This is a genomic window from Mycobacterium sp. (genome assembly GCF_032162605.1).
Taxonomy (GTDB): Bacteria; Actinomycetota; Actinomycetes; order Mycobacteriales; family Mycobacteriaceae; genus Mycobacterium.
Window position 1 is genome coordinate 1 of sequence record NZ_JAVROT010000137.1, and the last position, 6,184, is coordinate 6,184.

At 64.5% G+C, this 6,184-nt stretch carries 6 protein-coding genes and 1 pseudogene; 5 read left to right on the top strand and 2 right to left on the bottom strand.

The features are described from left to right. Positions 1 to 673 precede the first annotated feature (673 nt). On the top strand, positions 674 to 865 hold the full coding sequence (locus QOI01_RS08325) for a helix-turn-helix transcriptional regulator (protein WP_526379803.1): 192 nt from the start codon (positions 674 to 676) through the stop codon (positions 863 to 865). A gap of 658 nt (positions 866 to 1,523) precedes the next feature. After that, the gene (locus tag QOI01_RS08330) at positions 1,524 to 2,018 is read left to right on the top strand and encodes a tyrosine-type recombinase/integrase (RefSeq protein ID WP_526379811.1); all 495 of its coding nucleotides are present in this window, start codon (positions 1,524 to 1,526) and stop codon (positions 2,016 to 2,018) included. 852 nt (positions 2,019 to 2,870) lie between these two features. On the opposite strand, the gene QOI01_RS08335 is transcribed toward QOI01_RS08330, so the two are convergent. Further along, positions 2,871 to 3,539, bottom strand: coding sequence for a response regulator transcription factor (locus tag QOI01_RS08335; RefSeq protein ID WP_526379805.1), 669 nt, complete (start codon positions 3,537 to 3,539; stop codon positions 2,871 to 2,873). Between the two features lie 133 nt (positions 3,540 to 3,672). Between QOI01_RS08335 and QOI01_RS08340 the strand changes: the two genes are divergently transcribed. The 3 genes from QOI01_RS08340 to QOI01_RS08350 are packed head-to-tail and all read left to right on the top strand — an operon-like array spanning position 3,673 to position 4,989. Continuing rightward, positions 3,673 to 3,852, top strand: coding sequence for a DUF6131 family protein (locus QOI01_RS08340; protein ID WP_140689174.1), 180 nt, complete (start codon positions 3,673 to 3,675; stop codon positions 3,850 to 3,852). Between the two features lie 34 nt (positions 3,853 to 3,886). Continuing rightward, on the top strand, positions 3,887 to 4,477 hold the full coding sequence (locus QOI01_RS08345) for a hypothetical protein (protein WP_526379807.1): 591 nt from the start codon (positions 3,887 to 3,889) through the stop codon (positions 4,475 to 4,477). Next, positions 4,474 to 4,989, top strand: coding sequence for a hypothetical protein (locus tag QOI01_RS08350; RefSeq protein ID WP_526379809.1), 516 nt, complete (start codon positions 4,474 to 4,476; stop codon positions 4,987 to 4,989). The genes QOI01_RS08345 and QOI01_RS08350 overlap by 4 nt, the downstream gene beginning before the upstream one ends. A 928-nt stretch (positions 4,990 to 5,917) precedes the next feature. On the opposite strand, the pseudogene QOI01_RS08355 reads toward QOI01_RS08350, so the two are convergent. Then, positions 5,918 to 6,184 (bottom strand): annotated as a pseudogene (locus tag QOI01_RS08355) (MFS transporter); the annotation flags it as partial.

Here is a 6,184-nt window from a genome sequence, read left to right on the forward strand (position 1 = left end):
CCCCGCCGTCGTCCTGGGCGGCGCAGCCATGGGGCTGTTCGCCTGGTCGACGCTCCTCTATCTGGTCCCCCAACTGATCGCCGGCGTGGCGGCGGGCGTGGTCTTCCGCGTACTCAACCCCACCGACAACTAAGTCGCGACTGGCCTGGATTTCAACCGTCGTCAACACCCCCAGGTCAGCAGGTCGGACGGGGCGGGTCTGATCCCTGGACCGGGGGTGTCCAGGATCTGGCCTCCCCGAGGGTCCAGAACCCGGACCCCTGGGATCCTCCAGAAGAACCACCATCCGAACCGTCGCTAACGATCCTGCTGCAATCGATGCCAGAACCTTGGCGACTCAGTGGCGCGGAGGCCATGGAGCTCTCACCAGCAGTCGAGTACGCGCTGGCTTCGGGATGGACCTCGTAGACGCTGAAAGCTCATCGGTCACGAAGACCGGATGGAGGCCGCTACCCTGCCGCAGTCCTTGCACGGCGCCTCGTGGTGTTACCCACGCCGCCGAGTCCTCGCTCCGGCCCAAGACACCCTGGTGCGGCGAATGCGAAGACGAGCAATCCCGAACCATCACCGTCACGCTGCCGGACGGGACAGAGGCGGCGGCATTCTGCCGCCGCTGCAGTCCACAGAAGCGGCCACAGCCGGTCGACCAGACGATAGCGAATATCGAAGAAAGGTGAATCCATTGGAAACCAACGTCTTTGACCAACTGCCGTTGCTGCTTGCCGTCCCCCGCGCTGCAGCCATCCTGGGCATCAGCCGCGCAGCGGCATATCGACTCGCAGCGTCGGGCGAGTTGCCGGTGCGCAGGCTCGGCGGCCGTGTCTACGTCGTCACCGCAGAGCTTCGAGAGCTGGTCGCATCATGAAAGGATCGGTCTCTCGCGGTGGCACCCATTATCGGCAGTTGGCCAGTGGCGAGGAATCGGCTCGATTTCGTCCGTCCCGATAGTGTCGCCGGGCAGATCTCAGCAGTCAGTGTCGTGGTGGGCAAGATGCACACGCGGCTTCGGGGACGGCCCTGACGGCACGCCCGTCAGCGACACCATTCCCAGGATCGGCACGCGGATCACGCTGTCGGGCCACCCGTTCGTATACGGCGTACGAGCCTTCAGTCCCCCGATGGCCCCAGGTTGTGGAGCTGCATATCGACTCGCTGGAGCACGATGTTCCGCTCACCCCTGACGCCCTCCGCAAGCTTGCGCGGTATCTCGACCGGCTCGCGTACGCCGCCGCCGAAACGCCGGGACGGCGTGGGCACTAGGACAGCGTCTATGCCGACATAGCCGAGTTCGCCGAGCAAGCCCACCGTGACCGCCACATAGGACCGTCCTGAGTGTTCGTGCGGCGATCGTAGCGAAAACGCAGCATCACACCTGAGGTTGCGAACAAGTGGCGCGCCCGCGCACCTAGGGCCGGCCCCCTTCAATCCGAGACACCTCGGCGGCAAACGCAATCCACGTAAGGACACAACAAGATGACCACTCCCACAGGGGAGGCGCCAAAGCGACGCGGCGAACGCACCGACTGCGCTGGTCGGACATCGAACTAGACACCGGCGCGCTGCACATCCGTCGGGCCCGCGTCGATGTGAACGGCCGCGACACCATCGTGCCCACCAAGACTGAGCGCAGTGCCCGCGGTCTCCCGGTGCCGCCGCGAGAGCTGGCGATGCTCAAGGCGATGCGCTCGGCACACCTGCGCGAGCGCCTGACGGTGGGCCGACCACTCACCTACGCCGACCTATTGCTGTCACGCGTCGATGGAACGTCGCTACCCGTGGGTGAATACTCGCGCGAGTTTGCAGCCCAACGCACCGCCGCCGGGCTCGAGGCGATCACGCTCGGCATGCTGCGGCACAGCAACATCTCACGGATGCGCGCGGCAGGCATCACCGCCGATGTGGTTGCCGCCTGGCACGGCCATACCGAGCGCATGACCCAGGCCGTCTATGGGCGTGTGACCGACGACCGCCTGACCGCAGCCGCGGACGTCTATTCCTCAGCGGTAGGACAGATTTAGAACACAAGGCGTCCTGCGGCTCGATCCGGCTAACGAGGAAACCCGCTCCGACACTGGTCAGAACGGATTTTTGTTGTGGAGCTAAGGGGATTCGAACCCCTGACCCCCACACTGCCAGGACCGGGCAGTCAGGCTGAACAGGTGGTTTACGGGGGCTTGGCGCACCGTTGTGAACGTAGTTGGGCGCGCAACTGGCGTCAGTGACGTTAACCGGCCCGGTCACCCCGCAGCGATTCCGGAGCGAACAGTGAGAGCTGACTGTTGAAGTCAACCTGCGGGCAATCACTGCGTTCGTAATTGCCGCATTGATCGAAGCACCCCTGGCCTTGATCGCGTCCTTGGCGCCATCTCACCGTTTGCATGGCCCATCGGCGTCATCATTGCGGCTCACCTTCCTCGTTTTGATAGGAGGACGCGAGATCATCGGCGTCACACCGGACGAACAGGTAGCAGACTAGTTGTGCCGCCGGGGCGCGGACGTCCGCATCAGACCCGCGACCGTTCGTTTCCCCGGAAGCTTTAGCATTCATCGGAAACTGTTTGTGCTGCTCACGCCGTTGCAAATCGGGCGAATTGAACCCGTCGGAGCACCTGCGCCTAGGAGCGCCAGCACTGATCCCGACGAAATAGGTGCAGGGGCGTCGAGGTGAATGACGACGTACCCGGCTCGAAACACCCAGCCCGAGCAATCTGGTCGTAACCATATGAGTCCATGGCCAATTCGTTCGGAGCGGCTGGCCACGGGCCCGTTGCTATACCAGAAATACCGGCGCGATCGGATCTCACCGCGCGGACACACTCGATGCCAGGACCGCGATACCGTCGGTGAGGGAGGTACCCGAACGACCCCGTCTACGGGCCGCCCTTCCAGTGTTCGATGCGGTTGTGGTCCGGGGTGAAGCCGTGCCGCACACCCCACAGCACGGCCTGGGTCCGGCTGCCGACGTCGATCTTGCGGTAGATGGTCCGAATATAGGACTTCACCGTGTTGGGGCTGAGGTAGGTGAGCCGCGCGACGTCGGCGTTGCTCCTGCCCTGAGTGATGAGGGCCAAGATCTCCGACTCCCGGTCGCTGAGCCCCTCACCGCGGCCGGGCCAGTCCAGCCCTACCGCGCTGCGTGCCCGCACCGGAACGTCACTGACCACGACCTCGCCGGCGTGCACGGCCTCCAACGCAGCAACCAGCTCTCGAGCCGGCAACGTCTTGGAGAGATAGCCGTGCGCCCCGTGCTGCTTGGCGCTAGCGATGAGGTCGGGATGAAAGTTCCACGTGTAGACCACCACTCGGCGTGCCCGCGGATTGGCCACCAGGACACCGATCTCGTGGTGATCGGACTCCGGCTGGGCGAACGAGTCATACAACACGATGTCGACGGCGTCCTCGACGGGCATCGTCGCGTCCAGCTCTGCGACGACCACGCGGTCGCGGTAGCGATCGAACATGTTAGCTACGCCCTTGACCACCACGTCGTAGTCGTCCACCAGCGCCACCGTGATCGGACCACCTGCGGGTTTGGACACGAACCGAAGATTACCTTCCTTGGGGTGTATTTCAACCCTCCCTAAGGGTGTCGACTGGTGATGGCGCCGGGCAAACCGCCCGAACGACCGAAAACCCCGCGCCAGCCGGCGCGACATCACGAAAGGCGTTGCCATGATCGTACTTGGAGTCATCCTCATCATTCTTGGGTTCCTGCTACCCACGTTGGTCCCCACCTTCGCGTTCGCCCACCTTATCTTGGTCGTCGGGGTCATCTTGCTGGTCGTCGGCGTGATCTTGGCGATCCTCGGATCCGCGGGGCGTGCCGTCGGTGGCCGCCGCCACTACTACTGACCGCCGGGAAACGACGAGTAGAGAGGGACGGAAAATGCCTGTCTGGCAATGGATTTTGATCACGGTGATCATCCTGGTCGTCGTGGCCGTGGCGATCCTTGTACTGTCGATGAACCGTCGCAAGAAGAGCGAGGGTCTGCAGCAACGGTTCGGTCCGGAATACCAGCGGACCGTTTCCGAGACCGGTGACACACGGGCAGCCGAGAAGCAACTGGCCGACCGCGAGCACGAACGAGCCAAACTCGACATCGTTGAGCTCAGTGCCGAGTCAGCCCAGGCCTATGCCGACCGCTGGCGCAGCGTGCAGACCGCGTTCGTCGACACCCCGTCGAGGGCGGTCGGCGACGCCGATCGTCTAGTCACCGACGTGATGAACGAACGCGGCTACCCCGTCGATGACTTCGAGAAGCGGGCCGCCGACATCTCGGTCGACCATCCGACCGTGGTAGAGAACTACCGGGCCGGCCATGCCATCCAGCTGGCACAGAAGTACGGCGACGTCGGCACCGAGGCGCAACGTCAGGCCTTGGTCCACTACCGCGCCCTCTTCGAAAAGCTGCTCAACCAGAATTCGGACCGGCAGACCCCACAGCACACGGGTACCAACCGAGAGGCAAACTCATGACCACCAACGACCAACGCATCGAGGCCACGCCGACCATCGGGGACGCGGAGCCATCGACTGAACCGGCCGATCATCAAAGCAGGCATACCGATTCGCCGAGAGACGACGTCGGCTTCGAGCCAGGTGGCGCCCAACCCGCCGCGACGACGCCATCGTCGGTTCGCCCTCAGCCCGCGAGCATCGATACCGAATCCTCGCCGGAGCCGGCCGACTCGAATCGGCCAAACGTCGAATCCTCCTCCAAGAAGCCCCTATTCGCCGAGGAGCTACTGACCTCGTTGCGGGCCCGATGGGGCGAGGTGCAAGCGGTCTTCGTCGACGACCCGAAGGCGTGCGTGGAGAAAGCCGACGGGCTGGTCGCCGACGTCGTGGGGCAACTCGTCACCGGCTTCGCCGACGCACGTTCGCACCTGGAACGGCAATGGGGTCGCGGCGAGGAAGCTTCCACCGAGGACCTTCGCGTCGCTCTCAAGCGCTATCGCGAGTTCTTCGACCGCCTTCTCAAGGTGTGAGAGCGCGGCACCGTCGACGGTGGGAACCGCACGGACCACGGCCCCGATCATCGCCCCGCCCCAAGGAAGTGACGGCGAGGTCGGGGCGGCCTCCGGTTGCCGGGGCGCGGCGGGGGGGTCCACGTCACCGCCCCGCCGCCGTCCTGACGACAACGGCGCTTCCAGCCTCATCGGACCGCAGGCAGAATCGGTGACGACGAGGCTGCGCGAGCGGTGTTATTGAAACCAATCCCGTAGCCGTGGCGGGCGCGCAAGGAGGGTCTTGCGCAAGCAAGCTCACCCATAGGCAGCTGTCCGGGCAGGCCATTGACGACTGCACCGGACGTCCTCATCGAGAGCCTCCACGACGATCGTGAGTCCCATCCGCTTGGCCACACGCTTCGGCCGTCGCTCCCCGCGTCAGCATCGGCGGTTGTCGATTCGCGACCCATTTTCTCCGCCAGCTGCGAACCTTGTTCACGGCAATTGGAGCCGTGGACAACAGTTGGCTGCTGCTCGCGCCGCCTTTGACGAGCGTGGCTACACAGCGCATGCCCCGACGCTGCGCCACCACGAACTGCCGATTGAAAAGGGTGCGCCCAGGATTGCATCACTGAGCCTTCGGGACTACACCGACGACCTAGTGAGGTTCGTGAATTCGCTGGACTCTTCGCCACTGTTGGTAGGCCACGCCGAGTGTTCGGGCGCAACGTGTAACCAGGCAGAATACGACCCGCGAAGGGCAGTTGCGGGCGTCGTTGGGCGTGCGTCTGTCGTCAGGGTTGTCTTCAGATTTGTGGTCAGCGTGCCGCAGCAGGCCTCGACGCGAGATCGGTTCCGTGGATGTCCGGCTGGTTGATCGCGTTCCCCAATTTGAGGTAGCGACCGATCCGATGTTGGGCGCCTGCTGATGCTGGCACCCCAACTTCACCCGCGGTCCGCCCAGGACTCAGGGCGAGTAGGGCGGGGTTGCCCCCTCGGCACGGACCGAACCCGTCCGGCGGCGGGCGCCGGCGGCTGCCAGTGGAGTCGCAACGTCTTCCAGCGACTTGCCTTCGGCATCGACCGCAAGGAACCACGCGACAAGTCCCCCGGCCATCATCACTCCCGCACCGAGCAAGTAACCCAGGAACAGCGGGAAGGGCTGGGAGCCATCGCCGATGAGCGCGCCGTAGATGACCGGCCCGAGGGCCCCAAAGCATTGGGCGATGGCGAA

What these genes read in the sequence shown, in the direction of transcription:
- QOI01_RS08345 (WP_526379807.1), top strand. Translation starts at nt 3,887, where the DNA reads ATGCCTGTCTGGCAATGGATTTTGATCACGGTGATCATCCTGGTCGTC.
- QOI01_RS08350 (WP_526379809.1), top strand. Translation starts at nt 4,474, where the DNA reads ATGACCACCAACGACCAACGCATCGAGGCCACGCCGACCATCGGGGAC.
- QOI01_RS08340 (WP_140689174.1), top strand. Translation starts at nt 3,673, where the DNA reads ATGATCGTACTTGGAGTCATCCTCATCATTCTTGGGTTCCTGCTACCC.